The sequence below is a fragment of the Corynebacterium sp. MSK310 genome (assembly GCF_030227355.1).
Taxonomy (GTDB): Bacteria; Actinomycetota; Actinomycetes; order Mycobacteriales; family Mycobacteriaceae; genus Corynebacterium; species Corynebacterium rhinophilum.
This window is the reverse complement of sequence record NZ_JASPFZ010000033.1, coordinates 3932-5043: the sequence shown is the minus strand read 5'-3', so window position 1 is coordinate 5043 and position 1112 is coordinate 3932. Positions and strand designations below refer to the sequence as shown.

General features: G+C 55.2%; 1 rRNA gene. It reads left to right on the top strand.

Features of this window, described 5'->3' with window-relative positions:
• Positions 1 to 1065: ribosomal RNA gene (locus QP891_RS11550) — 16S ribosomal RNA — on the top strand; the annotation flags it as partial.
• Between the last annotated feature and the right edge of the window lie 47 nt (positions 1066 to 1112).

The window sequence follows — 1112 nt, the reverse complement described above, 5'->3', positions numbered from 1 at the left end:
GTGACGGTACCTAGATAAGAAGCACCGGCTAACTACGTGCCAGCAGCCGCGGTAATACGTAGGGTGCGAGCGTTGTCCGGAATTACTGGGCGTAAAGGGCTCGTAGGTGGTTTGTCGCGTCGTCTGTGAAATTCTGGGGCTTAACTCCGGGCGTGCAGGCGATACGGGCATAACTTGAGTGCTGTAGGGGTAACTGGAATTCCTGGTGTAGCGGTGAAATGCGCAGATATCAGGAGGAACACCGATGGCGAAGGCAGGTTACTGGGCAGTTACTGACGCTGAGGAGCGAAAGCATGGGTAGCGAACAGGATTAGATACCCTGGTAGTCCATGCCGTAAACGGTGGGCGCTAGGTGTGAGGGTCTTTCTACGACTTTCGTGCCGTAGCTAACGCATTAAGCGCCCCGCCTGGGGAGTACGGCCGCAAGGCTAAAACTCAAAGGAATTGACGGGGGCCCGCACAAGCGGCGGAGCATGTGGATTAATTCGATGCAACGCGAAGAACCTTACCTGGGCTTGACATACACCAGATCGCTGCAGAGATGTAGTTTCCCTTTGTGGTTGGTGTACAGGTGGTGCATGGTTGTCGTCAGCTCGTGTCGTGAGATGTTGGGTTAAGTCCCGCAACGAGCGCAACCCTTGTCTTATGTTGCCAGCATTTGGTTGGGGACTCATGAGAGACTGCCGGGGTTAACTCGGAGGAAGGTGGGGATGACGTCAAATCATCATGCCCCTTATGTCCAGGGCTTCACACATGCTACAATGGTCGGTACAACGCGCTGCGACACTGTGAGGTGGAGCGAATCGCTGAAAGCCGGCCTTAGTTCGGATTGGGGTCTGCAACTCGACCCCATGAAGTCGGAGTCGCTAGTAATCGCAGATCAGCAATGCTGCGGTGAATACGTTCCCGGGCCTTGTACACACCGCCCGTCACGTCATGAAAGTTGGTAACACCCGAAGCCGGTGGCCTAAACGTGTTAGGGAGCCGTCGAAGGTGGGATCGGCGATTGGGACGAAGTCGTAACAAGGTACCCGTACCGGAAGGTGCGGGTGGATCACCTCCTTTCTAAGGAGCTTTTATTTGTAGGCTGCAGTTGCAGTCAGGACCCACAG